Consider the following 24,528-nt stretch of genomic DNA (forward strand, 5'->3'; position numbering starts at 1 on the left):
TCGAATATTTAAAAGGCCGCTAAGTCTCTTTAAAGGACGAAGCGGTCTTTTGTATTCATTAAGAATTATAGTCTGCCAATGATCTCAGGGAATTCAGTCGGTCCCATATTCACATTAAACTTTTGTTTAAGAATTAGCTGATTCTCTAGTAAGATTATTTCAAGAGTTATGCAGAAAGGCATTTCAATAAACAATAAAGTAAGCTGTAGCTGATCATCAGCAACCCAAGTAAAGCTGGACATGATTCGGTTCAAGGAAGCATCAATGACCTGTGCGAAGCTTTCGAGCCATTCCCCTCGACCAAGACAGATCACAGAATCCTCTCCAGTCTTAAATTGTAAAGTAACTGCAGCTTCGTTGTTATTGAAAGAGATAGAGAAGGTGTCCAAGGCAAATTGGTTGTCATCGAGCTTATAGGTTAAGCCGTTTATTCGTTCTTCTTGTGATGAAGAGGGCTGCAGTTGTGGCGGATGGATAGATAAATTCTTTAATTGTTCAACCAAGTGGGCAGAAGCAGCCGGCTCTAATGGCAAGGGAGCTGGCTTCATCGCGGGAAGCAGATGTTCCCACACAGCATTCAACATTCCTTGTATACTGTCTGATGCAGCAGTAGTAATAATTACGGCATCTTGCTCCGGAAGCACAACACAGAGTTGACCGAAGGCGCCATCTGCCCGGTAGCCACCGTGCTGGCATTGCCAGAACTGATACCCATATCCCATTGCCCAGTCATGATCACCTTCGCCATTGGAAATATGTTTGGAAGTAGCCTCATTAATCCACTTTTCAGGCAGTACCCGTTGATTATTCCAGATTCCTTTTTGTAAGTATAGCTGGCCGAATTTAGCGATATCCTCGGTTGCAATGTTTAAGCCAAAACCCCCTGTGTTAATTCCACGTGGACAAGACTCCCACGTAGCACCGTGAATGCCCAGAGGAACGAAGAGGCGCGGTTCTAAATATTCTAGCAGTGTTTGGCCAGTAACCCGTTGAAGGATCGCGGCCAGCATGTAAGTAGCACCGGTATTATATAGGAAATGTGTACCCGGTTGTTTCTCGACGGGGACGGAGAAGAAAGCTTTCACCCAATTCCCGTCGCTACTTTTGCGAAGGGTGTCCATAGTATCCACGACATGCCCGGTACCCATCATCAATAGATGTCTGATTGTCATATTGGATAGATTCTCCGTGATAGTCGAAGGAGCCTCTTCAGGGAAAAAGGAGAGGACAGAATCATCGAGGGTGACAAGTTTCTCAGTAACAGCAAACCCGATTGCGGTTGAGGTGAAGCTTTTGCTAAGGGAAAATAACATATGCGGAAGAACGGACCTGTAAGGAGCCCACCAGCCTTCAGAGACCACATAACCATGTCGTAATAGCATAAAGCTGTGCAGGCCTAAATTTTGTTCTTCTACTGCACTAATAAAGCAGGATATTGCGGTTGATGAAATCCCCTGTTCTTCTGGAAGACTTCTAGATAACTGCAAGCTGCTTGTAGTTTCCATACGCTCATCTCCTAAATTTTGAGAATGCTCACCTCCTAATTCTATAATAATTTCCAATGTAAAAATACCATTTAAATAATAACTAGTTTAGCTTTCTACAGGGCTGTTGCTGGATACATCAGATTGGAGCCGTTTCTCTGGCCAAGAAATAACATGAGAAGTTCGACTTAGTTTCTCATACATTAGCTGAGTTTCTTTTTTGAATATACTAATGACTAAATGAATAAAGAAAGCCAAGTCTAGCAATAGAACAAACAGATGAATAAGCATATTCCATACGGAGGAAAGATGCCCTAGAAGGGCGGAATCAAGCAAAAGAGCGTGAATCCCAAGCAGTACCCAATATAGCAGGCCATATCTGATCATCAGAGCCCAGAAAAAAGCAAGATTCCCGCTGCTCTTCACCCGAATCCGCACCATCCATTTCCCTAAGGTCCGTCCGCCCGTGAGAGCCGGAACAAGCATGAAGTAAATACCAGTTACAATCCAGAAGGCAGCTTTTATATCGAATCCGAAGAGTACCCCAAACCCGATGCTCCACACCATACTATCGATTAGAAAAGCTATTCCTCTGCGGGTATAGGAGACTCTTTTGGCAGCGCGGTCAATGTTTGTATCCAGTTGTTCTATACGTGGCAATAGCCCGGAGATCCAAATGGAAATTCGAAATCCAAAAATCCCTCCGATTGTGTTGGTAATGAGATCATCGACATCAAAAAGACGGTAAGGATGATCGAAGAAACCATAAATTCCTGTAATCTGCGTGATCTCAAAGGACAAGGAAAAGGCAAAGGATAGTAGAATGCACACGACCCAGCGTGTACGAAAATAATAGCCCAAAAACATTCCAAACGGTACGGTCAATGCAACGTTAAAAATGACCTGTAAAAATGCAGGCTCACGCAGTAATGACCAGTAGGTCGAGATTTGTTCAGGGATGATTGACGATCCATCCACAATATCCTGAATAAACTGAAGGGGAATGAATTGGACGATACTCCCAGAAGGTGCAGCATTGTGCCGGGAGGATGGAAAAGGAAGCAAGACAAGAAAATAAGCGTTCATCAGATAGAGCAGCAGCAGATATAGGATTAAAGCTCTAAGCTTATGTATATAGCCATGTCTGCGGTATTGTACGATAAGAAAAGGTAGTGTGAAGACCAGCGCTGCTATTGGAAACATCATGAACGCATACGAAATTGGAAAAAAGTACGAATGAAACATAAGTCACCTGCCGTGGAATTGTTTTTATAAGAAAATTGACTCTACTTGGAAATAAGCTATCCCCGGCTCATTATAAGTTTTTATGATAGGGAACTCAACTAATTTATCGAACGTTTCCGGCATACATATGTCTATGAAGGAGCGTGAAGTGGATGGAGAAAAAGGTTCAGCAGTATTATCGGCTCAAGCAAAAACAAAAGGATATTGAAAAAGAATTGGCCGAGCTTCGTCAGGATATTTTAAATTATTGTAGTCAGCAGGAAACTAACGAGACTGAAATTGGCAGCTATAAAGTGAAGCTGGTCGTGCAAAACCGCAAAGAATATGATGATGCAAAGTTATATGAGACCTTATCAGACCCCGAAGTGTGGCGTTTGCTCTCCAAATCAGATCCGGCAAAGGTGGCAAGCTTGACCAAGTTGAATGTAATTTCAGAGGATAAAATCATGCATACTTATGCTTTGAAGACAGTGACACTGTTACAGGTGGATAAAAAATAGGGATTGAAGTGAGCGGTTCCTCGCGGGAGCCGCTTTATTTGGCTCATAACTGTCCAAATTAAGGAAATATGTTACAGTATTAGGGTGGAAGGGAGGTTGAATAGTGAAAAAAATAATCATCGCAGGCGTCATGGGCTTAACGATTTTACTTTTTTTCTTCTTTATTTTGCGGCATAATAATCAATCACTTGAGGTAAAACCGGATGTTATGTTCCCAACAGCGGAATACAGGGTGACTGATAGTAGTGCTCCAGGATTACCTATGCTTATAACTGCTGAAGGGGCGGATGTTATTAAGATACAGGCTACATCCGGCAATTTATTGTTATGGACTCCCCCTGACTACAAGGTGCATAACAAAGGTCTTGAGCTGAAAATCAAATCTGGAGATCAAATTTATTGGAGTCCAATGGATGGGGGGAATAAGCAAATAGATGAACCTCAGGATACCAAGATCACAGTGATTGCTTACCATAATGATAAGCAGATCGGAACGTCCAATGTAGAGATTCATAAGAATGATCTAGGTGTCTATACAGGTGAAATACCTGAAGTGAAGTAGCTGAGAATCTAAATCGAATCGCAACTATCCTCGTTTTGCGTTAAAATAAGAAGTGAAGCTGACCGAGTCCTTATAGCAACCCTAGAGATGGAGGAAGAGAATTCATGAAAGATTTTGAAGTAATGCTGGAGAAATATGCGAACCTAGTTGTAAAAGTAGGAGTAAATGTACAGCCTGGACAAGTCCTTATGGTACATGCACCGATAGAAACCGCAGAACTTACTCGCTTGATTGTAGCGAAAGCCTATGAAGCGGGAGCTAAATATGTAATTGTTGACTGGGACGATGAAGCAACTACACGGATCCGTTATGAAAAAGCCCCAGAGGATTCTTTCGATTACTATCCACAGTGGCAGGCTGAGATGATGGAGAAATTCGCGGAAGAGAATGGTGCCATCTTACATATTAAAGTACCTGATCCTGAACTGTTTAATGGCATTGATTCTTCTAAGGTATCTAGAGCAGTCAAAGCAGCGGCTGTTGCTCGCAAGAACTACTCCAAATATACTCGGAACAGCAAAATCAGCTGGTCTCTGGTCAAAGCGCCAACACGTGCTTGGGCGAACAAGGTTTTTGCCGATCTTCCTGAAGAAGAGCGGGTAGAGGCGATGTGGGAAGCTGTATTCCAGATGAACCGTGTGGGCAGCAATGATCCGGTAGCTGCTTGGAGAGAGCATATTGGTCAGTTGAAAGAAAGTCAGGACAGAATGAACGCTAAACGTTATAAAAGCTTGCATTACCGTGCTCCGGGAACGGATCTGCATGTAGAGCTTCCGGAAGGCCATTTATGGCGCGGGGGTGGCGGTGAGAATGATAAAGGCGTATATTTTGTAGCTAATATGCCAACGGAAGAGATTTATTCCATGCCCCATCGTACTGGCGTTAATGGCACAGTTAGAAGCACGCTCCCTCTTAATTTGAATGGACGGTTAGTTGAAGGACTTTCATTCACTTTTGAAAAAGGGAAAGTCGTAGCTTATGAAGCTGAATCCGGACGCGAACATTTAACCTCACTGCTGGCAACGGATGAAGGTGCATCTTATCTAGGAGAAGTAGCCTTAGTGCAGCATGATTCTCCAATCTCTCGCTTGAACCGTATTTTTTACAATACAGGGATTGATGAGAATGCCTCCTGCCATTTCGCGCTAGGAAGTGCTTATCCTGTAAATATTGAAGGCGGCACAAAGCTTACGAACGAAGAGCTTGTGGCTAGAGGAGCTAATGTCAGCTTAACTCATGTCGATTTTATGATCGGTTCAGCAGAGCTGGATATTGACGGAGAGCTGGCGGACGGCACGATTGAACCCGTATTCCGTAAGGGAAATTGGGTGTTGTAAGGAGAAGAAAAAAGCCGGATCTCTTCCAATGAGATTCCGGCTTTTTTTGAGTGCCTATATTGGTCATTTTTAGATTGAAAAATAGTTAAGACTCATAGCCTCACGTACTTCGGCCATTGTTTCTTGAGCAATGCTGCGGGCATGCTGTGTTCCAGAGATTAAGATTTCCTGCACAAGCTTGCTTAGTAGCATAATAGGAACGACGCTCTCGCATCGGTTCTATAAGCTGATCTAGAGCTGTCGAAATCAACTGTTTGCAAGCAGAACAACCCATGGTACCCCGCTCACAGCCTTCACGAATTTCGGTTACCCCCGCTGAGCGAAAAGCACCATGATAAGCAAAAATAGGACAGATATCTGGATGTCCAGGATCATTTTTATGCACACGCGCTGGATCGGTTGTGGCTTTTCGTATCTTAAAGATAATCTCTTCCTTAGTGGAGTCCAGCTCGATGGCATTGCCAAGGCTTTTACTCATTTTAGCGTTGCCATCCGTACCCACAAGCCTCGGCGTCTCACTGATCAGCGCTTTGGGTTCCACCAGTATCGGGCTGTACAGCTCGTTGAATCTGCGGACGATTTTGCGGGTTAATTCCAGATGAGGGAGTTGGTCTTCCCCTACAGGAATGATCGTTGCTTTACAAAATGTTATGTCAGCAGTCTGACTAACTGGATAACCAAGAAAACCGTAATACAATTCATCTAAGCTCGAATTTTTCGATTCGGCTTTAATCGTGGGATTATGCCGTGAAGAATTCACAGTAACAAACATAGAGAACAAGAGGGTCAGCTCTGCGATTTCAGGGATCATCGATTGAATAAATATAGTTGTTTTCTCCGGATTTATACCCGCAGATAAATAGTCCAGTGTGATCTCATGCAGATGTTGACCCAGCAGCTGTGGACGATCAAAATGGGTCGTTAGGGCTTGAATATCCGCTAAAAACACAAAAGTTTCATATTGCTCCTGAAGGGCTACTCGGGTCTGCAAGCTGCCGGCGTAATGGCCAAGGTGAAGCTTTCCAGTCACTCGATCTCCAGTTAAGACACGTTCGTTCATCATATAAATTCCTCCTGTTATTTAGCATTTGGTTACACTCGAGTCGCCACCACCAGCCATCATCCATGGCCATCACCTCCTTTAAATGACAAAAAAACCTCATCCAATAAGGACGAAGTTGTCGTGGTACCACCTTAAATGATCGTGTCACCTTACGATTCTTGGCTTTCGATCTTCTCTTACCTGTACGGAGAGGTTGAATTTATTCTCGATACAGGTCCCTTGATAACGGCGGGAACCCCGGTTTTCCCTACTGCATCCATTAAGATAGTTCGGAAAAACAACTATAAAGGCCATTCGAGCATACGCTGGTCACCGGTTCGCACCTACCACCGGCTCTCTGAAGACCATGTTCGTCTGTCTACTTACCCTTTGTCATCGTTGTTCATGATATGTGAATTATTGTAATTCTGAACAGGGGTGTTGTCAATGAGTAGAAATCGTATGGTGATTGACGAGGTATCTAGGTTTATATGATCTAGCAAAGTATACCTTAAATGTATATAATCATCAGGAATTAAGTCCAATCTATCATTGCGGATTCACAATATACTACTCTATAACCTTGAAATGGAGTGATGATAAATGGCGACAATAATAAGTTATGGGTCACAGGCAAAAATCCCTTTAGATCCGTTTACTACTGCTATAACGGTTGCAGGGATTCCTGGAGCTGGAGCGGGTCTAGCCACAGCACAAGTAAATATTAGTCCGGCTAATCCGGCTTCTTTCTCCAGTAGAGTCGAGTTAAATGGTAGTTTTAGTCTTACTGCACTTGCTAATAGCCAATTTCTTGTTATCATCCGACGAGCTGGAGTCGATATTTATAGATCCTTTTATCGTTTTACTACAATTACTGATATTCAATTAAGTGCTCAGTGGGTCGATGGTGCTTATATTGGAGTCCACAACTATGAATTGGTAATTCAGAATGATAGCAACTTGCCTATCAATCTATTTGGACCCATATCATTCACAGCAACTGCTATTGGAGGAGAGGGCGTAATTTAAGTTATGTCTCTGTGCGCCATTTAAGGGACGGGTGAATCAATGCTTTGGACAGTTGAATCGATCTGATTCAGCTGTCCTTTTTTCGTGGGTGTATAATTGAAGTACAACTCTCACAGCATAAATCTCCAACCATTTCCTTCATATAGCGGTTTATTTATTTAAGATGTTATCCTCTAAAACAGCGTATTTATCGCCGTATTGTTTAATGATATGTTGTTCTCCCCAATTACATAATGCAGTCAAAATATCGCTTAAACTATCCCCATATTCACTAAGCTCGTATTCTACTTTTGGTGGAACCTGATTATAAACAATTCGGTTGATGATTCCATCTGCCTCAAGCTCGCGTAGCTGCTGGGTTAACATTTTTTGAGTAATGCCGGGCATCAACTGTTTTAACTCGGAGGTGCGTTTTTTGCCATGAGTTAAATGACATAGAATTACGCATTTCCATTTCCCTCCGATGACCTCTAGTGTGGCTTCAACAGAAATATTGTATTTTTTCTTGACAGTTGTTGTAGATGTTGTTGTCATGATAACCTCCAAGGTATGGGTACTTTTTAGTACCTATGGCACTTTTGAGTGCGTACTATTGATTATGTCCAATATAACTCATCATAACATTTTTCGTTCAATTTTTATAGAATGCTATAATTTAGAGAGCTTTGGGCGAAAAAAAGTTAAGTGAAATAAAAACCGTTTCTATACCTCCCCCGTCTTAATCTATGAAAGGTTGAAGAGAGGAGGCTAAGGAAGGATATGACGATGACTAATGCAGAAATGAAAAAAGTAACGATTATTGATACTCGGAGCGAGACAGATTTTTACGATTCGATATTGGTACATAGAGAACAACTATACAGTATTGCTTATAGTTACTTGCGGAACCGAAACGATGCGCTGGAAGCGATGCAGGAAATGACTTGCCGGGCCTGGATTAAAAGAAAAACTTTAAAGGACCCCAAAGCATTCAAATCATGGATTATTCGCATTCTAATTTATGTCTGCATAGATGAACAAAGACGAAGAAAACGTTCCATGCCGCTGGTAGATGAAAGAATAGGAGAACAGGTCACACACATTGGCCATCATCGGATGGAAATGCTGTGGGCACTCGAGCAGGTTAAGCCCAAGTATCGCCATGTGCTGCTGCTAAAATACTACAATGATATGACCTTGACTGAGATCGCTAACATTATGAATAAACCCGAGGGGACGGTTAAGACTTGGCAGCATAAGGGGCTCAAGCAGTTGCGAACCATCATAAAGAATCGGGGTGAATGGAACAATGAGTAGTCAAGAGGAGCTTGCCATGTTAAGCGATGCCGGACGTATCCCACAAGAACAAAAAATAGAGAATGCAGCCGCTCAGATCTATGCGATCCAAGCAGGTTTGGAATTAGGCAAGAAACGTGGCAGAAGGTTAATATTCACAAAAAGTGCGATGTCTGTGCTGGCGGCTGCAGTGATGATAGCGGGCTTGCTGTTCTTCAATCCAACCCAGCTGTTGCCACAGCAAGGGACTTCGAGTGTTGAAACGTTTGATTGGGGCGTATTGGAGCCTTTTAAAACATTGGCTGCAGCTGATATTGATGCTCTTACACTAGAGTCTGCAATACGGAATGATTATGTACAAATCGTTAATAAGAGTGCTGAATCAAATGGATATAAAATTACTCTAAATGCTGTACTTGCTGATGAAAATAAAATCATGCTGCTGTATACAGGGACAACAAGTGATGGTCAGGAAGTGTACAGTGTAAATAGTGTGAAGCTGACAGATGCTGAAACTGGACGAGACGTAATGGAGGAGAATGGGAATAGAGGCGGAATGGGAGCACACGCAGAGGGAACCATATATACTTGGCTCGGCAAAACTGTATTTTCACTGGACCGAAATAAACCAAGGCCAACAGACGTAGTAGCGGATTTTCAGATTGCCTCTGTAGACCCGGGAATGTTAAGTAAACCGAAAACAGGAACGGTTTTATCCGACATGCGGTATTCTGATCGTTTAAAAGTGAACTTCTCTATTGATCCTAAGTTTTGGGAGCTGAAGACGGAGACATTAGTTGTTGACCACCCTTTCATAATTGATGGACAGGAAGTAAAACTAGCCGAAGTCGAGCTTTCTCCGTTAAGCATAGCCCTCAAATTTACGATAAATGAGGAATTGAAAACGGATTGGATCGTCCGAAATGAACTGTTTCAAAAGCTCCCCTATGAATTAACAGCGCAGGTTGGGAAGCACGACATTAAAATTAATCCGAATTCTGGTAGTGGATCTGATGATGGATTTATAAGTTACTTCAGCAGTAATGTGTTGGATCACCCGAAGTCACTGCGACTGAAACTTAATGCGGGGGCAGATCGAGAGAAAGAAGAGTATATTGATATTCTGAAAAAATGAGCGGTAAGCGATTTTAGTGAATATGTGTTGGGAGTTGTAATATAGAAAAAGGCCGCTGGTTGCGGCCTTTTTGTTATTGTTGGGACATTATACTAACTTTTCGAGTTACCTTTTAACACCAAACACGCCACTTGTTAAATGAGAACAAACTCCTGATGCTCCTATCGGGACTGTATGTGCTTAATGCTCCTCAGGGGGGCTATAGGCGCTTAATGTTCCTCAGGCACCTCATGTTTCTCACGCTTCTCACGCTTCACAGGCTTCTCATGTTTCTCAAGCGCTTAGCACTCCTAACGGACTGTATTGCAGCTATTTTGGCTTTTTTGACCATTTTGCTGAGTTTTCGGACTGTATAGCTCTTATTGGTCTAAATCCACACCAAAATTGAGCATATTGGGTTGAATAGCTGCATCTGAGTCCGATAGCACTGCGAAATGCCCGGATTCTTCGAAATAAGGGCTCCTGAGTCCGAACCATCTGGCCTCGTAAATATTGCACTGTAAACTGTAAAATCGTCGTCTGACCTCGCTAATACTGCACTGTAAACGGTAAAATCACCGCCTAAGCGTCTGAGCAATTTCGAAGGTACAAAAGTGGCGCTAATCTGGCGTAATATGGCGCTAGTAGCACTAATATGTCGCTAATTTGGAGCAAAGGTGGCGCTAATGTGGCAACTAAGTTAATAACGCTCCTCACGTTTCTCATGTTCCTCATGTTCCTCACGCTCTTAGCACTCCTAACGGACTGTATTGCAGCTATTTTGGCTTTTTGGACCATTTTGCTGAGTTTTCGGACTGTATAGCTCTTATTGGTCTAAATCCACACCCAAAATGAGCATATTGGGATGAATAGCTGCATCTGAGTCCGATAGCACTGCGAAATGCCCGGATTCTTCGAAATAAGGGCTGCTGAGTCCGAACCATCTGGCCTCGTAAATACTGCACTATAAACTGTAAAATCGTCGTCTGGCCTCGTAAATACTGCACTATAAACTGTAAAATCGTCGTCTGGCCTCGTAAATACTGCACTGTAAATTAAAATCGTCGTCTGACCTCGTAAATATTACACTCTAAACTGTAAAATCACTGTCTGAGCGTCTGAGCAATTTCGGCGGTACAAAAGTGGTGCTAATGTGGCGTTAATATGGCGCTAGTAGCACTAATATGTCGCTAATTTGGTGCAAAGGTGGCGCTAGTGTGACAACTAAGTTAGTAACTTTTCTCGTTGTTGTAATGGGATATGTGTTCAGTAATTAGTTAGTCGAGTTAGTTGCTATAATTTGTTTTCAACCATTCCTCGTTTGACCAGGACAATTTGCCTGCCCCTGAGCCGTCAACAGCGGTAAGTCTGGATTTTAGACTAGCTGGGTCATCTGAAGTGTAGCTGTAAGGTAGTGTTGTGAATCCGTTCCATGCAAATGCTTTAACGGCAGCGGGTGCAGGGGAGAGAGGGCTGTTCTTTGCTGTACTGTCTCCTCTGAATGTTGCTCCATCAAGTGAATAGATCGTATCTAAAGCTGCGATTGCACCCGTATATTTGCTATTATTTGCATCCGCTTGATTGTTGCGAAGAGGATAGACTACATCAATGATTACAGAACTTTCAAGTAATACAGCTCCTCCTTCTGTCGAGATGGCTCCGTTACTTGTAACCCCGAAATGATACCCCTTGCTTGAGATCGCTTTTTCCATAGCGGAGGTTAGACGTTTTTTAGCCAATCTGGTATCTTCGTTGTCCATTACAATGTTATAGGCATGCGCATTACCACTACGAAGGCGGGGCATGCGGTCTTGTATATCTTTATAGTAGTTGTGATGGAGCGTCACCGAAAGAAGCGCATTATCAGCTGCAAATTCTGTTGCGCCTATTAAATGGCCCTTTTTTTGACTAGCGGCAATCGCAATAATGTCGTCTTTACTTAGGCCAACTGAGCTGCTTCTTAAATAAGCGTACATGGGATAGGCAGCCTTGTCGGCTTCCATTGCATTAATTTGCTGAGTGACCCAGCTGTTTGCGTTTCTATCATCCCCTAAGAAGGATGACCATGAAATGGTGACGCCGTTGCTGCCTTTTTTAACATCGACAACTCCGTCATAAGATTTATTGAAGGTGCAGTGGTCGATCCATACGTTGTTGCTGTTTTCAATGGTGATGTAGTCCCAGTCGTTTTTATCGTAATTTCCTTTGGTTGCTTCATCCCATTCCCACAGCTCATCAAATTCAAGGTTGCGGATGATGACGTTAGAGCTTCTTTTAAAGGTAAAAGCGGCATGTTTAATGGTTGCACCCTTAGCAGAGAAAATGGTCAAACCGTCGAAGTTGTCTATAGTCACTTTGCTGACACCAGTCTCTATTAATACGGGATGTGTTAAAGCATTGTTATGAGCGCTAAATGGGGAGATCTTTGCTGCATCAGAAATTTCAATCCATCCCAGATCCAAGTCGTTCATAATTTCAATAACCTTTATTTTGGATCCTTTTCTCAGTGCAGTGGCAAGATCTTCTGCGGTATATACCTTTTTATAGAGTGGACTGGTTTCTTGGATATTTCCACCACCTGTTGTTCCTATGGCAAACCCAGCCAAATCATATTCACTAACCTGAACCGGTGTAGGTGTTGGTGAAGCAGTCGGTATCGGCGTAGCAGTAGGTGTCGGTGAAGCAGTAGGCGTTGGTGAAGAAGTCGGTATCGGTGTAACAGTCGGAGTCGGTGAAGCAGTCGGTGTCGGTGTAACCGTCGGTGTCGGCGTAGCAGTTGGCGTTGGTGAAGCAGTCGGAGTCGGTATTGCAGTAGGTGTTGGTGTCGGTGTAGTGCCAATGGTGTCAGAAACGGTCACATTGTCGAACATCGTAATTGTCTTAAAGGTAACGAGCCCTGCTGCACCTTTTTTTAATTTGGAATCGGAAGCTGAGAGCTCCAGCGTATCATTTACATACATGTTGATGGTATTTCCGCTCATTTCGAGTTTTACATTATACCAAACTCCTGTATGCAGAGCGTAAGGTTTGCTGGTCAAAGTTGTAGTAGATCCAGAAACCTTCTTTCTAATTTCCAGCATGCCATCATTATTATTATTATACAAAGAAGCTGCATAAAAATTATTTCCATCTATGTATCTGCCCGCAACATAAGTTCTGTTTGAGCCATTAAAATCAACTGCTTTTACATCCGCTTCCACAGTGTAATCGCTCCAGGCTGGATCACCTGCAGAAGTACGTCCTTCTTTTGTGGCAGACTGGTAATATACGCTGTTACCTTCGTCCTCAACAATAGTCCAATTCCCACTAGTGGATGTCCATAGATTATCGCCCTCTTCAAAGCGGTCTTGGAAGAAGGTAGAAGCACTTGCCGGATACACAATAAAAAGAGAAAAGAGCAGGGTAATGCACATAATAACACTAGCATTTTTCTTGAATGATTTTAGCAAACTCATTGTAATCCTCCTTATGTATTTATAAATTTATATTAATATAAATACATATATCGGAAATAAATATAAGTAATAATATGATTATAAAGTCCTTTTTTTAATTAGTGCTATAATAGCTTTTTGGGTATTCAACGATGAATTCTGATCTATACGAACTAGGAGTGATAGACTTGAGCGTAATCCGAATGGAGAACGTAACTAAGAAATATGAGAATACATTGATCTTTCGAGATATTTATTTTCGTGTGAGCAAGGGTGAACGTATTGGCTTAATCGGACGAAATGGAGCAGGTAAATCTACTGTTTTTAAGCTAATCATGGGAAAAGAGGAGCCAACGGCAGGAAAAGTAGAGTTAGATCCCAATGTGAAGATCAGCTACTTCTCTCAATTTTCGGAGCTTTCCGGGTCTTTGTCTGTACAACAAGAGTTAGAACTTTGCTTCGAAGAGGTAGCACGCATTGAACAGGAGCTTAACCAAATAGGAGAACAGCTTGGGCAGGTGTCGGATGATGTCCAGATGAATGCACTTTTAGAGCGCCAAGCTGAGCTTTTTGAACAAATGGAGCATTTGGATGGCTGGAATGTATCTGTGGAAATCAATACGGTGCTGACTAAATTAGGATTCGATGAGAGATCGCGGCATCAACCTGTAGAGGAGTTATCCGGAGGCTGGAGGAACCGCGCGGCACTGGCTAAAGTCTTAATTGAAGCGCCCGATGTTGTATTGCTCGATGAGCCTACTAATTTTTTGGATATGGAAGGGATCGTATGGTTGGAGCAGTGGCTGCACCGTTTCAATGGGGCGATGCTTCTGGTTTCTCATGATCGGCAATTTATTGACAGAGTGGTCACGCGGACGATAGAAATCGAGAACTATCATTTTCAGGAATATGAAGGCAATTATACGGATTACGTTCGTAAAAAGAAGATGCGTAAAAAAGTGCTCGATCGGCAATTTGAGTGGGAAGAAGAACTTCTCATTATGGAGTCCGAGGCCATTGAAAACCGTGGTAGTAAGAAGTCTTCTAAGGACCGTCTATCCCGTAAGCTAACGGATATGAAAAAACGAGTGGAACCTCATCCAGTTAACGTATTAATCACTGATATTTATAGTAATTTACGTTTTCCTGACAAGCTGGGGGAAGTGAGGCGGATTGGACAAATTTATGATGGCCGCTCCATTTTCCAGAACATTAGCTTCGATATTCAAAAGGAAGACCGGATAGCTATCGTGGGTCCGAACGGCAGCGGAAAATCGACACTAATCAAAGTACTGACTGGACAAGAAGCACCGGAATCGGGGGAAGTGACTTGGGAACGCGGGGTCGGTTATGCGCACTTTAATCAGATGTGGGATGAGCTGGATCATAAAGATACCGTCAGCCATGCCGTAAATGTTTATGGACTGGGACTGGACGCACCGCGGAAAAAGGTGAATAAATTTCTAGCGATGCTGCAATTCTCGGAAATGGATCTGAGTAAAACGATTGGCAGCCTTTCAGGCGGACAGCAGGCCAGAGTGGCTTTAGCGAAATGCCTTCTCTCCGGAGCTGCTGTCATTATTTTAGATGAGCCCACTAACCATTTGGATTTAACCAGTATTCAGGTGATGGAGCAGGCGTTGATTCATTTTCCTGGCGCTGTAGTAACAGTTAGTCATGATCGGTTTTTTATTGATAAAATAGCGACGAAAATGCTTACCTTTGATCCTGAATTAGGCATTACTGAGCAAAATGTCTAGGATTACGCGGGAAGTCGGATGATCACTGTCGTTCCTTCACCTACGTGACTGGAAATTTCAATTCCATATTTTTCGCCAAAATGAAATTGAATGCGATCATGAACATTTTTAATGCCAATATGTTCTTCATCTAAGGTATCTGAGGGTTGAGAGAGACGGAAACGCAGCTGCTTAAGTTTCTCTTCCTCGATGCCAATGCCGTTATCTTTAACGATAATCAGCATATCCTCCCCCGATATCACCGAGGATACCTCAAGCAGACCTGGTTCACTGCGGCTTTCTAGGCCGTGTACGATAGCATTCTCTACGATGGGCTGCAAGGAGAAGTGCATGACCTTAACGATTTCGCATTGCGGATCTAGCTGCTCCATGTACTGTAATTTATCCCCAAAACGCAACTGCTGAATCTTCACATATAGCCGGACATGCTCAAGTTCTTCGCGCAGGGTAACGGTGATTTTCCCAGTCTGGATATGAATCCGAAACAATCTGCCCACGATCCCCACCATCTCGCCAATCTCTCTTTGTCCATTGATGATGGCTTTCATTTGAATAGATTCAAGGACATTTGCCAGGAAATGCGGATTGATTTGGCTTTTGAGCGCACCATACTGGGCTACTTTTTGTTGAGCCTTGGCCATCGAAGATCGCTCAATATAGTTTTGCAAATCTTTAACCATCTTACGAATTCCATTATATAGAACCCCAAATTCATCTTGACGATTACTGTACAAATCCACATCGAAATTCCCCATCCCCACCAGCTTCACCTTCCGGCTTAACAGAATAATAGGTTTGGTTACGCGTTCCGAGAGGATATACATAAATAAGAGTGCAGTGACAAGCGATAAGAGCGCCAAGGTTAAAATGATTTTGCCAAGAAAAGAAGCCTGCTTAGTCATCTCTTTTTCATCAATATATTGAATGACCTTCCAGTTGGAGTAAGGAGAAGTAACAAAATTAATGTACGAATCCTTGTCATCAAAAGTACCATATAAGCTCCCGGCGTCATTGTTCATAAAAGTGTTAAGCGCCTGTTTGTCGATAGGGACTGGCTCTAAAGGACTCGTCTCCAATGAATCTGAGCTGTAAACGTTGCCCCCCTTATCGTCTAAAATAATAAATTTCCGCTTGCTATTCTCGGACAGCTTTAAGATTTCCCGTAATGAATCCAGCCGGATATCGATTAACATGACACCTAAGGGCTGCTTGCTTCCTTTTTTATTAATGACTCTGGCGATGGAGATGACGGATTGTTTGGAATTGGTGCGATAGAAGGGGAGATGACTTCCAAACAGGATTACGCCCCCCTTTTTTTGCTGCGTCTGTAAATACCAATCCTCTTGGGTGTAGTCCTTCACATCATAATCCGCACGATTGAAATTGGCGGAGTAGAATACACGTGACCCCGCGAAAATCTGCACACTGTCGACATTTTTAATCGTCATTTCAATCCCGCTGATGAACTGTTCAATCGTGTTTCCATACTGAATACTTAGATCATTCCCGATATTATCTTTGTTGATAGTCCAATGCTCGAGAGCGGTTTGTAATTGACTATCTACTTGGGCATTAAGGGTCCCTTTTTCAATACTTTGCAGATACTGGTCGATGTTGAAAGAAAGATTATTAAGGATGAGATTAGAGCTGCTTTGATATTCATTTTTGACGGCTTGATTTGAAAAAATATAGATAATCGCGGATATAATCAGCAAAGGAATGGTAATGGTCAGGATCATCAGCACAAAAATCTGCCGATTAACATGCCGCATCCGATAGCGTTTTTTTGGCTGGTTTATTTGCATCATTTTGCTTACCACCCCGATTGTTTTCTATAGTCTGATGGGGTCATGTTGGTGAAGTGCCGGAACGTTTTAACGAAATGCTTATAGCTCTTGTAACCACACATTGTGCAGACATCGGTCACTAGAATTTCCGGTTTTTTTAAGCATTCCTGCGCGTATTCCATACGGATTTCGGTTACAAATCGCATATAGTTCTTATCGAGTTTTCTTTTGAACAGACGGCTTAAATAAGAAGGGTTATAGAAGAAGCGATCCGCTACCATTTGTAGAGTAATATCTTGATCAATATTAGCTCTAATGAAGGATTTAATATGTTCAAAGATAATCACATCCTGCTGATGGTTATCCGTCAGACCTTCGGTATATATGTTCCCCAGATGAACCATCCAATTCCCCAGCCACTCGAACATGACCTCAAGGGAGTGAAAATCCTCAACAAAAGTAAGGTTTAATAGTTTATCGCTGTACACACCATCCCTATGAATGTGGTTTTTATTAGCGAAGCGGATAATGACACTTATGATTTCTTGTACATATGCAAGCCATAGATCAGGTGAAGGGCCATCTGCTTTATGCAAAATATCTTGTGCCAATCGTTGCATTAATTGTAGAATCTCTTGTTTATTGGCATTTTCGATGCAGGAGATTATTCGTTTCTTATCGTTGTCATCTAGTTGAATAAGCATTGGTTTAGTAGCTGTGGCGCCTGCCTTTATAGAAGAGATATGGAATATATTCCGTTCATTCTGATAGAAGCGTTGATATAACAGCTTTTCAGACTCGTGAAGTAATGAAGTGATTTGAGACAGTTCGTTCGTCACTGTACCTATGGCAAGATAAAGGGCAAGATGATGTTCTAACGTAAGCTTGTTCAAATACTGATCGAGTTCAGGAAGTACTTGGGTCTCAAAAGGGACAATGCTCGTTGCAGTCTGTGATCCCATGACTATTAGCCCGTATAGTTTGGATTTAGCAGCATAGGTAAAAATAGATCGTGGCAGACTTGCCGGGAGATAGGCCTCCGTTGCAAGATGTATGAACTTAGTCGCCTGTTCTCGCATCCACCTTGTGGATGGTGAAGGTGTTTCTCTGATAGGGAAACCTGCCAAAACAAAAGGGAGATACAGATAATGTTTACTTTTAAAATTACATAATTCAGCGATCAAATTAGTGTCAATTGCAGGTTGTTCTTCTTCGAGTAGTAGCTTTATAAGTTGTGAGCCTTCCAGAGTAGAACGTTTCCTTTGTTCTTGTTGTTTAAGTTGCAGCTTGTTCATGCATTCTTGAATCACGGTTAGGCTTTCTTCATATTCCAGAGGTTTGAGCAAAAAAGCATGCACACTCCCAAGTTTGATGGCTCGTTGAGCGTATTCGAAATCATTAAATCCTGTCAAAATAATAAACAAAGTATCAGGAAGGAATTGGCGAAGCTCTTCTATCATCTGAAGACCATCCATTTCGGGCATGCGAATATCAGTGATCACTAAATCTGGCTGCTCACGTAGTGCGGTAGCGACGCCTTCTTTTCCATTCTCCGCTTCAACAATACTCTGAACACCAAGCTCCTGCCACGAAAAGTAATGTTTTAATCCCGTCCGTATTAACGGTTCATCCTCTACAATCATAAGCTTGTACATGAAATCCCTCCGGAAGACTAGATTTATAGTGGATTTTTCAACAACGATATCATCAAATGTAAGTTATAAGCTAAAAATTAAAATAATTATAGGTGAAATATGTAATGTATTATAACATTGAAGAGGGGCTGAAAGAAGGTATAGGTCAGAATACGACCCTAAATGTAAAAGGAGTGGGATTCTCCTGAATTTATAATTGATTTATGATTAGCGCAAGGAATGAGAAAGCATTCTATTCCACAAAAATAATAGGGGGTAGCACATGAGAGCAATGAAAAAAGGGCTAATGAGCATTGTTGGTGTCGCACTTTTAGGTACACAGTTAGTTGCATGCGGAAATACGAATACAGCGAATTCCGCCAATGAACCAAGTAATAATACTGATAAGAGTGAGCCCGCGGCCACTGAGACTGCTGCTAAACCAGTAGAAATAACATGGTGGAATTTTCCGAGCTTTCAAGCTTTAGATGGTGAAGTTGGCAAATATGAGAAGGAAATCATTGCAGCTTTTAATGAGAAGAATCCGGAAATTAAAGTCAACCTTGAGATGATCACCTTTGAAGGCGGCCCTGAAAAACTGAATGTGGCAATTGCTTCGAATACCGCACCTGATGTAATTTATGATGCTCCTGGACGGATTATTGACTGGGGTAAAAAGGACTTATTAGCACCTCTTAATGATATGGTGACCGATGAAGTGAAAAATGATATTTCGGAAGCCTTTTGGAAACAGTCTAGTGTTGGCGAAGAGATCTTTATGTATCCGATCAATACAGCTCCTTTTATGATGGCGGTAAACAAGACTGTTTTTGAGAAGATTGGCGCGCTAGATTTGCTTCCTCTGGATAAGGAAGACCGAACTTGGACGTTTGAAGAATATAAGAAAGCGCTGGAAGCTGTTAAAGAAAAAGCACCTGATGTTATTCCTACCGGATTCTTCGCGAAGAGCCAGGCTGGAGATCAAGGAACTCGTGCATATCTTGCTAACTTAGGTGTATCCAGATTTCTAAATGAAGATAATTCCGCAGTCGCGATCAATACTGATAATGCTGCGAAAGCGTTGGATTGGATCGTTCAAGCTACAAAAGATAAACTTAGCGTTTCTGGTGCGGCTTCCCTTGCGGCTGCTGACGTGAACGACTTATTTTTACAAGGGAAATTAGCCTTTACACTCAACTATTCTGCAGTACTTAAAGCTCAGAACGTATCTAAAAAAATGGTTGAATTCGAAGATGTTCTGCTTCCATTCCCAACTTTAGATGGATCGGAACCTAAGCTTGAACCTTACCTCGGCGGTATGGCTGTATTCAATAATGGTGATGAAGCTAAGATTGCAGCTTCTAAGAAGCTGATTGATTTTATTGCTAATGATCCTGTATGGGGGAAGAAAAACTTGATTCAAACAGGTGGTTTGTCTGTTCGTAATTCGATTACAGGCCTCTATGATGATGCAGAGTACAAATACGCTGAGTATGCTCGTAAATTCACAACAGATGCACCTACCATTGCCGATGGATATGCTGATATTCGTACTTTATGGTTCCCTGAATTACAACGTGCTTTAACTGGAGGAGCAACCGGTAAAGAAGCTTTGGACAGCTTTGCTGCAAAAGCAAACGAAGCGATTACGAAAGCAAAGGCTGCAATGAAATAAAAAAAGTGAATGGTGTCCAAAAGAATAGAGTGCGGGAAGCACTCTTTTCTTTTTAAATCATCGAAGAAATGGGGAAGGACTGTGGGGACAACGGTTCGCAAAATAAAAGGTTATGTGATTCGCGACTGGATGATGAGTTATCTCTTTTTAGTGCCGGCATTTGGGTTTTTCCTGCTTTTTGTAGCTTATCCGATGGTGAAAGGGGTCTATATTAGTTTCTTTGATTACTCCTTGAGAGATTTCAGCTTTATTGGCCTCGATAATTATATCTCCTTAATAAAAGATGATAACTTCAGGAAGTCGATGGGAAATACATTATTGCTTGTACTCATCACCGTACCCATCGTTATTATTTTCTCGTTATTTATCTCTATGAATATTTATAAGAAAAAAGAGTTTGCCAGATCGTTTTTCCGCGGAGTGTTCTATTTGCCGGCTGTATCCTCGGTCGTAAGCATCACAGTCGTTTGGGGCTGGATCTATCATCCGAACTATGGGATTCTAAATTATTTGACCAGCTTTTTGGGAATGGAGCCTATATCCTGGTTAGGAGATACGAGGACTGCACTGCTTGCTATTATCGTGGTTCTGATAACGACCTCTGTAGGGCAGCCGATCATTTTATATGTGGCATCTATTGGGAACATTCCTACTTCTTACATAGAAGCAGCTGAGATTGATCGAGCGACGCCTTGGCAGATTTTCAGGAAAATATTATGGCCAATGCTAATGCCAACGAACTTATATATTATCGTGATTACCACGATCAACACCTTTCAATGTTTTGCACTAATTCAGTTGCTCACCTCGGGTGGACCTGTGTATAGCACATCGACTGTTATGTATGGCGTTTACGAACAAGCCTTTATGCTCGGTCATTTTGGATATGCCTCGGCGATGGGTGTCATCCTTGCGATTGTGATCGGGATCATTTCTATCATTCAATTCAAATACTTTGGCAGTGATGTTGAGTATTAAGGAGGGGACATCATGAATTCTACGAATCCGTTAGAACTGAGAGCACCTATTGGCCAATCTAAGAAAGTAAGCAAATGGAAAAAAGAATTGACGATTCCAAAAATATTAGCGACCATCCTGTTGATTCTAGCAACGTTGTTTTTTATCTTCCCTTTTTATTGGGTGGTTTCAGGGGCATTTAAGCTTCAGACTGTGGCAACAACGATCCCCCCGGAATGGTTTCCGGCTAAGCCGACTCTGCAAAACTGGACCGAGTTATTTAAGAATCCCGTTGAGCGCTGGATGTTTAACAGTTTCATCATTGCTTTTTGTGAAATGGCAGCGATTTGTATCGTTTCTTCCTGTGCTGGATATGTGCTTGCCAAAAAGTCTTTTCCTGGCCGAGGGATTATCTTTACGATGTTTGTTGCCGCTATGGCATTGCCTAAGCAAGTTATTCTTGTCCCGCTGTTTACGATGCTTGCAGATTTTGGGTGGGTCAACACGTATAAAGGGCTTATTTTACCGGCGATTGGCTGGCCATTTGGAGTCTTCCTAATGAAGCAGTTCGCGCAGACGATTCCAGGAGAATTAATTGAAGCAGCCAAAATAGATGGCAGCTCTGAGATTCGTTTGTTCGGAACCATCATTTTACCTTTGTTAAAGCCTGCAATAGGGGCACTGGCAATCTTTACTTTCATCACTTCTTGGAATGATTATTTCAGTCAGCTGATCATGACCAGATCGACTTCAATGATGACATTACCACTTGGGGTAGCGACTCTTCGGGGTGAATTCACAACAAACTATGGATTGCTTATGGCGGGTGCTGCGTTAGCCTCTATTCCTATGATTGCAATTTTTCTAATGTTCCAAAAAGCCTTTACCCAAGGGATTACTATGGGGGCTGTAAAAGGATAACTGTTCCTATAACAACGAAAATTAATAGTAATGAATTAAACGATGGAGGCTGTAATTTATGAAATCATATGATCTTGAATCCTTTAAAGGCATTATTATTGCTATGTACTCCAGTTATGATGCTGAGAGGGAAATCGATAAAGAAGCAGCCCGAAAATTAGCTCGTCATTATGCTTCTACGGGAGTAAAAGGTCTTTATGTTGGCGGAAGCTCTGGCGAAGGTATGCTGCAATCTGTAGAAGAACGCAAACAAATGCTCGAGGCAGTTATAGCAGAGGTTGGAAAAGAGCTTACAATCATTGCTCACGTGGGTGCCCCATCTACAAGAGACAGTGTTGAACTAGCTATCCATGCTGAGAAAGTTGGCGCACATGCCGTATCGGCTGTTCCAGCGATCTATTATCGTCTGTCACCGGACAGTGTTGAAAGTCATTGGCAGGCGATTATTGATAGTACGGCGCTTCCATTTATTATCTATCACATCCCGCAAACTACAGGCTTTCAATTATCGAAAAGCTTGCTGATTAAGATGGCAGCTCAGGATAAAGTAATCGGGGTGAAAATTTCGGCGGAGAGCACGTTTGAGCTTCAGCAATTTAAAGCCGCAGGCGGGAAGAATTTTCTAGTCTTAAATGGACCAGATGAGCAGTATTTGGCGGGCCGCAGTATTGGGGCAGATGGCGGGATTGGTGGAACTTATGGGGTGATGCCCGAGTTATTCCTAAAAGTGGAACAATGTTATGTGCAAGGAGAGATGGCTGAGGCGCAGAAATGGCAGTTTATCATCAATGATCTCATTGTTGAATTGCTATCCTTTCCTTCATTATATGGTGCGTGTAAAGCGATCCTTAGTGTGCGCGGATTTGAAACAGGTCAGCCAAGAATGCCGCTTTTACCGATTAAGGATTCCGATCAGGAGCGGGTGGAAGCTCTGAACAATAGAATATTAGATTATATTCTTGAAGCGAAGGGATAGGGTTAATAATGACTCGAATAAGTGATATCTTTCCGGTGAAAGGTCTGATTGTTTCCTGTCAGGCACTTGAGCATGAGCCGCTTCATGGTGGGGATACAATGGCTAAAATGGCAAGAGCAGCGGTTCAATCAGGAGCTATAGGAATCCGGACAAATGGTGTTCCAGATATTGTAGCTATCAAAAAAGAAGTAAATGTACCGGTCATTGGACTTATTAAACGGGATATTCCCGGATCAGCCATATTTATAACACCAACCTTAGATGAAGTGAAGGCGATTGTTTCTGCAAAAGCAGAGATTGTTGCGCTTGATGTAACGAATCGGGAAGAACGCTTAGAGTCAGTAAAGCCATTAATAGAATATGCACATCTGAGAGGTGTGCTGGTTATGGCGGATATTTCGACATTTGAGGAAGGGCTTGCCGCTGAGAAATTAGGTGTGGATTTCATCGGTACCACGCTTTCAGGCTACACCCCATACAGTACACAGCAGGAAGGACCGGACCTTGTCTTAATTCAACAATTAAGCAAATTAGTGAACATTCCTGTTGTTGCGGAAGGACGGATATGGACACCGGAAGACGCAGCAAAAGCTAAGAATGCGGGGGCATCCTATGTTGTTGTAGGAAGTGCAATTACTAGGCCACAATTGATCACTTCGAGATATGTTAAGGCCGTGAGCAATTTCAATGACTGACGGAGGTGAGTCCGCGATGGAAGGGTATGATCCTCATATAGAATATGCGATCGGAGTAGATATTGGCGGCACGAAAATTAATGCCGGACTCGTCTCTTCACAAGGGGACGTTTTACATACTGTAAGCCTAAGCACATTGGCTGGACAGACGAAAACAATGGATCGTATTATACTAGCAATTCGGACATTAATGGATGAAATAACAGCACAACAAGCGGGAATTCAGCTCCAAGGAATTGGCGTAGGATCGGCAGGGCAAATGGATTGGGAGGCGGGGCGTATCCGCTCCGCTTCGGAGCTTATCCCTGGCTATGCTGGCACAGCTTTGAAGGAGTTGCTTCTGACACAATTTCAACTTCCAGTAATCGTTGATAATGACGTGAATGTATTAGCAATAACAGAGAAATATTTAGGTTCAGGCAAAGAGGTAAAAGATTTTATCTGTCTTGCCCTTGGTACGGGCGTGGGTGGAGCGATAGTCGTAGACGGCCATCTTGTCCACGGTTCTTGGGGTGGGGCTGGAGAGTTAGGCCATATGTCCGTAGATTTCAAAGGGCCTGCATGCGTTTGTGGTGGAACAGGCTGCTTGGAGCAGTATGCTTCAGGCACAAGTATCGCACGTCGCATGCGCGACAAGCTTTTATTACATAACCAGTCCCCAGAGAATGTAGACTCACGGGAAGTGATAGCGAGATGGCGGGCAGGTGACTCTCTGGCTACAGCGTTAATGGAAGACACGATTGCTGCGCTCGGATCCGCGATTGCTTCATTAATCCATATTTTTAACCCTAAAGTCATCGTCATTGGCGGTGGAGTTGCTGAAGCAGGCGAACTTTTGTTTGAAGGCATTAGAAGGGAAGTAAAGGGCAGAGTAATGCCATCGATGCTGGAAAATGTTCGTATTGAAGCAGCCTATCATGGTAATTTATGTGGAATGATCGGTGCGGGGCTGCAGATGTGGGAGTATAGTCCCGATAAAGTAAAGAGAGCAGAGCTATAAGGGGCTATTCACCATCTATCTGTATAGAAAGCCATGGAGCAATACGTAGAAGCGAGTTTAATTGTACATCGTACAACTATATTTCTCGAATCCCTCCAGCC

At 42.6% G+C, this 24,528-nt stretch carries 20 protein-coding genes and 1 other annotated feature; of the genes, 13 read left to right on the forward strand and 7 right to left on the reverse strand.

Annotated elements, in window-relative coordinates; translation table 11 throughout:
• Positions 1-65: 65 nt before the first annotated feature.
• Together NST40_RS12815 and NST40_RS12820 are read right to left on the reverse strand one after the other, a co-directional pair.
• The gene (locus NST40_RS12815; RefSeq protein ID WP_339248430.1) at positions 66-1,505 is read right to left on the reverse strand and encodes a serine hydrolase; all 1,440 of its coding nucleotides are present in this window, start codon (positions 1,503-1,505) and stop codon (positions 66-68) included.
• An 87-nt stretch (positions 1,506-1,592) separates the two neighbouring features.
• Positions 1,593-2,729 carry a VanZ family protein gene (locus NST40_RS12820; RefSeq protein WP_339248431.1) on the reverse strand — a complete coding sequence of 379 codons (1,137 nt, stop codon included), beginning with the start codon at positions 2,727-2,729 and terminating at the stop codon, positions 1,593-1,595.
• A 152-nt stretch (positions 2,730-2,881) separates the two neighbouring features.
• On the opposite strand from NST40_RS12820, the gene NST40_RS12825 reads away from it, so the two are divergent.
• The 3 genes from NST40_RS12825 (at position 2,882) to NST40_RS12835 (ending at position 5,128) form a co-directional block, all read left to right on the forward strand.
• Positions 2,882-3,229, forward strand: a complete 348-nt coding sequence (locus NST40_RS12825) for a hypothetical protein (protein WP_076125990.1) — start codon at positions 2,882-2,884, stop codon at positions 3,227-3,229.
• 103 nt (positions 3,230-3,332) lie between these two features.
• The gene (locus tag NST40_RS12830) at positions 3,333-3,791 is read left to right on the forward strand and encodes a hypothetical protein (protein ID WP_340975817.1); all 459 of its coding nucleotides are present in this window, start codon (positions 3,333-3,335) and stop codon (positions 3,789-3,791) included.
• A gap of 104 nt (positions 3,792-3,895) precedes the next feature.
• Positions 3,896-5,128: an aminopeptidase gene (locus tag NST40_RS12835; protein ID WP_076189916.1), complete on the forward strand. Its 1,233-nt coding sequence runs from the start codon at positions 3,896-3,898 to the stop codon at positions 5,126-5,128.
• A 100-nt stretch (positions 5,129-5,228) separates the two neighbouring features.
• On the opposite strand, the gene trpS is transcribed toward NST40_RS12835, so the two are convergent.
• Entirely contained in the window at positions 5,229-6,191 is a 963-nt protein-coding gene (gene trpS, locus NST40_RS12840; RefSeq protein WP_342410743.1) for a tryptophan--tRNA ligase, read from the reverse strand.
• Between the two features lie 102 nt (positions 6,192-6,293).
• Positions 6,294-6,576: a binding site (T-box leader), on the reverse strand.
• A gap of 197 nt (positions 6,577-6,773) precedes the next feature.
• On the opposite strand from trpS, the gene NST40_RS12845 reads away from it, so the two are divergent.
• The gene (locus NST40_RS12845) at positions 6,774-7,199 is read left to right on the forward strand and encodes a hypothetical protein (RefSeq protein ID WP_036686349.1); all 426 of its coding nucleotides are present in this window, start codon (positions 6,774-6,776) and stop codon (positions 7,197-7,199) included.
• Between the two features lie 150 nt (positions 7,200-7,349).
• Here the strand turns inward: NST40_RS12845 and NST40_RS12850 are convergent, their stop codons facing one another.
• The gene (locus NST40_RS12850; RefSeq protein ID WP_076125996.1) at positions 7,350-7,733 is read right to left on the reverse strand and encodes a winged helix-turn-helix transcriptional regulator; all 384 of its coding nucleotides are present in this window, start codon (positions 7,731-7,733) and stop codon (positions 7,350-7,352) included.
• A 225-nt stretch (positions 7,734-7,958) separates the two neighbouring features.
• Between NST40_RS12850 and NST40_RS12855 the strand changes: the two genes are divergently transcribed.
• Positions 7,959-8,495, forward strand: coding sequence for a sigma-70 family RNA polymerase sigma factor (locus NST40_RS12855; protein WP_076219154.1), 537 nt, complete (start codon positions 7,959-7,961; stop codon positions 8,493-8,495).
• Positions 8,488-9,609 carry a DUF4179 domain-containing protein gene (locus NST40_RS12860; protein WP_076219153.1) on the forward strand — a complete coding sequence of 374 codons (1,122 nt, stop codon included), beginning with the start codon at positions 8,488-8,490 and terminating at the stop codon, positions 9,607-9,609. Before NST40_RS12855 ends, NST40_RS12860 begins: the two co-directional genes overlap by 8 nt.
• Before the next feature lie 1,265 nt (positions 9,610-10,874).
• Here the strand turns inward: NST40_RS12860 and NST40_RS12865 are convergent.
• Positions 10,875-13,043, reverse strand: a complete 2,169-nt coding sequence (locus NST40_RS12865; RefSeq protein ID WP_342410744.1) for a pectate lyase — start codon at positions 13,041-13,043, stop codon at positions 10,875-10,877.
• A gap of 167 nt (positions 13,044-13,210) precedes the next feature.
• Between NST40_RS12865 and NST40_RS12870 the strand changes: the two genes are divergently transcribed.
• On the forward strand, positions 13,211-14,782 hold the full coding sequence (locus NST40_RS12870) for an ABC-F family ATP-binding cassette domain-containing protein (RefSeq protein ID WP_342410745.1): 1,572 nt from the start codon (positions 13,211-13,213) through the stop codon (positions 14,780-14,782).
• Between the two features lie 2 nt (positions 14,783-14,784).
• Here the strand turns inward: NST40_RS12870 and NST40_RS12875 are convergent, their stop codons facing one another.
• Together NST40_RS12875 and NST40_RS12880 are read right to left on the reverse strand one after the other, a co-directional pair.
• Positions 14,785-16,590, reverse strand: coding sequence for a sensor histidine kinase (locus NST40_RS12875; protein ID WP_076275825.1), 1,806 nt, complete (start codon positions 16,588-16,590; stop codon positions 14,785-14,787).
• Between the two features lie 5 nt (positions 16,591-16,595).
• Positions 16,596-18,224 (reverse strand): response regulator, encoded by a 1,629-nt coding sequence (locus NST40_RS12880; protein ID WP_076275824.1) that lies wholly within the window; start codon positions 18,222-18,224, stop codon positions 16,596-16,598.
• Positions 18,225-18,486: 262 nt separating this feature from the next.
• Here NST40_RS12880 and NST40_RS12885 point away from each other — a divergent pair, with 262 nt between their 5' ends.
• From NST40_RS12885 to NST40_RS12910, 6 genes are all read left to right on the forward strand, one after another.
• Positions 18,487-19,878 (forward strand): extracellular solute-binding protein, encoded by a 1,392-nt coding sequence (locus NST40_RS12885; protein ID WP_342410746.1) that lies wholly within the window; start codon positions 18,487-18,489, stop codon positions 19,876-19,878.
• A 129-nt stretch (positions 19,879-20,007) separates the two neighbouring features.
• Positions 20,008-20,856 carry a sugar ABC transporter permease gene (locus NST40_RS12890; RefSeq protein ID WP_052097471.1) on the forward strand — a complete coding sequence of 283 codons (849 nt, stop codon included), beginning with the start codon at positions 20,008-20,010 and terminating at the stop codon, positions 20,854-20,856.
• A gap of 12 nt (positions 20,857-20,868) precedes the next feature.
• A complete protein-coding gene (locus NST40_RS12895) occupies positions 20,869-21,756 on the forward strand; it encodes a carbohydrate ABC transporter permease (RefSeq protein ID WP_051491452.1) in 888 nt (295 codons plus the stop codon).
• Positions 21,757-21,814: 58 nt separating this feature from the next.
• Entirely contained in the window at positions 21,815-22,732 is a 918-nt protein-coding gene (locus NST40_RS12900; RefSeq protein WP_342410747.1) for a dihydrodipicolinate synthase family protein, read from the forward strand.
• A gap of 8 nt (positions 22,733-22,740) precedes the next feature.
• Positions 22,741-23,427 carry an N-acetylmannosamine-6-phosphate 2-epimerase gene (locus NST40_RS12905; protein ID WP_038570497.1) on the forward strand — a complete coding sequence of 229 codons (687 nt, stop codon included), beginning with the start codon at positions 22,741-22,743 and terminating at the stop codon, positions 23,425-23,427.
• A 16-nt stretch (positions 23,428-23,443) separates the two neighbouring features.
• The gene (locus NST40_RS12910; protein ID WP_342410748.1) at positions 23,444-24,427 is read left to right on the forward strand and encodes an ROK family protein; all 984 of its coding nucleotides are present in this window, start codon (positions 23,444-23,446) and stop codon (positions 24,425-24,427) included.
• The last annotated feature ends 101 nt before the right edge of the window (positions 24,428-24,528 follow it).

This window comes from Paenibacillus sp. FSL R10-2778 (assembly GCF_038593035.1).
GTDB classification, from domain to species: domain Bacteria; phylum Bacillota; class Bacilli; order Paenibacillales; family Paenibacillaceae; genus Paenibacillus_AQ; species Paenibacillus_AQ odorifer.

Excerpts from the sequence above, each read along its gene's own strand:
- NST40_RS12905 (WP_038570497.1), top strand. The coding sequence starts at position 22,741 with ATGACTCGAATAAGTGATATCTTTCCGGTGAAAGGTCTGATTGTTTCC.
- NST40_RS12865 (WP_342410744.1), bottom strand. The coding sequence starts at position 13,043 with ATGAGTTTGCTAAAATCATTCAAGAAAAATGCTAGTGTTATTATGTGC.
- NST40_RS12825 (WP_076125990.1), top strand. The coding sequence starts at position 2,882 with ATGGAGAAAAAGGTTCAGCAGTATTATCGGCTCAAGCAAAAACAAAAG.
- NST40_RS12845 (WP_036686349.1), top strand. The coding sequence starts at position 6,774 with ATGGCGACAATAATAAGTTATGGGTCACAGGCAAAAATCCCTTTAGAT.
- NST40_RS12850 (WP_076125996.1), bottom strand. The coding sequence starts at position 7,733 with ATGACAACAACATCTACAACAACTGTCAAGAAAAAATACAATATTTCT.
- NST40_RS12820 (WP_339248431.1), bottom strand. The coding sequence starts at position 2,729 with ATGTTTCATTCGTACTTTTTTCCAATTTCGTATGCGTTCATGATGTTT.
- NST40_RS12855 (WP_076219154.1), top strand. The coding sequence starts at position 7,959 with ATGACGATGACTAATGCAGAAATGAAAAAAGTAACGATTATTGATACT.
- NST40_RS12875 (WP_076275825.1), bottom strand. The coding sequence starts at position 16,590 with ATGATGCAAATAAACCAGCCAAAAAAACGCTATCGGATGCGGCATGTT.
- NST40_RS12895 (WP_051491452.1), top strand. The coding sequence starts at position 20,869 with ATGAATTCTACGAATCCGTTAGAACTGAGAGCACCTATTGGCCAATCT.
- NST40_RS12910 (WP_342410748.1), top strand. The coding sequence starts at position 23,444 with ATGGAAGGGTATGATCCTCATATAGAATATGCGATCGGAGTAGATATT.
- NST40_RS12900 (WP_342410747.1), top strand. The coding sequence starts at position 21,815 with ATGAAATCATATGATCTTGAATCCTTTAAAGGCATTATTATTGCTATG.
- NST40_RS12835 (WP_076189916.1), top strand. The coding sequence starts at position 3,896 with ATGAAAGATTTTGAAGTAATGCTGGAGAAATATGCGAACCTAGTTGTA.
- NST40_RS12815 (WP_339248430.1), bottom strand. The coding sequence starts at position 1,505 with ATGGAAACTACAAGCAGCTTGCAGTTATCTAGAAGTCTTCCAGAAGAA.
- NST40_RS12880 (WP_076275824.1), bottom strand. The coding sequence starts at position 18,224 with ATGTACAAGCTTATGATTGTAGAGGATGAACCGTTAATACGGACGGGA.
- trpS (WP_342410743.1), bottom strand. The coding sequence starts at position 6,191 with ATGATGAACGAACGTGTCTTAACTGGAGATCGAGTGACTGGAAAGCTT.
- NST40_RS12885 (WP_342410746.1), top strand. The coding sequence starts at position 18,487 with ATGAGAGCAATGAAAAAAGGGCTAATGAGCATTGTTGGTGTCGCACTT.
- NST40_RS12860 (WP_076219153.1), top strand. The coding sequence starts at position 8,488 with ATGAGTAGTCAAGAGGAGCTTGCCATGTTAAGCGATGCCGGACGTATC.
- NST40_RS12890 (WP_052097471.1), top strand. The coding sequence starts at position 20,008 with ATGATGAGTTATCTCTTTTTAGTGCCGGCATTTGGGTTTTTCCTGCTT.